We start from the raw sequence: 409 nt of genomic DNA, 5'->3' as shown, positions 1-409 counted from the left end.
CCGACCACTTCTGGTGTGAACAGCATTGCGGCACATCGGGGCTTTTCTGCGTCCGCAGGCGGGCGACGTGCGATCCGCCCGTTGCCCTCACGGGCGGTTATCGCCTGCCCCAGGAGCCAGTTGCGCATTCACGCTGATTTCCGCCCGTGGCTGTATGGCGTTACGCAGGTGCTGTTCGAACAGTGCCACGATGCCCTCCCAGCTGAGATGGCTGGCATGCCGGCGGGCATTCAGGCGCATGCCGCGCAGGGTCTCGGCGTCCTCCAGCAGTTCGCAGGCTGCGTCGCAGAAACCGGCCTCGTCGGCGGGACGCGCGAGCATGCCGTTGTGCCCGTGATGGATGTGCTGCGCGGCTGCGGCCTGGTCGAACGCCACCACGGCCAGGCTCGAGGCGAGGGCTTCCAGTACC

The 409-nt window shown here is 67.5% G+C and carries 1 protein-coding gene; it reads right to left on the bottom strand.

What is annotated here, in order from left to right:
• Nucleotides 1-87: 87 nt before the first annotated feature.
• The coding region (locus J0A65_RS26095) for a glycosyltransferase (protein WP_206597098.1) at nucleotides 88-409 on the bottom strand (322 nt) is incomplete at its 5' end.

Origin of the sequence: Bowmanella yangjiangensis, assembly GCF_017255015.1 — a bacterium.
Taxonomy (GTDB): domain Bacteria; phylum Pseudomonadota; class Gammaproteobacteria; order Enterobacterales; family Alteromonadaceae; genus Bowmanella; species Bowmanella yangjiangensis.
Note: the sequence above shows the minus strand (reverse complement) of the source record. Positions and strands in the feature narration are given on the sequence as shown.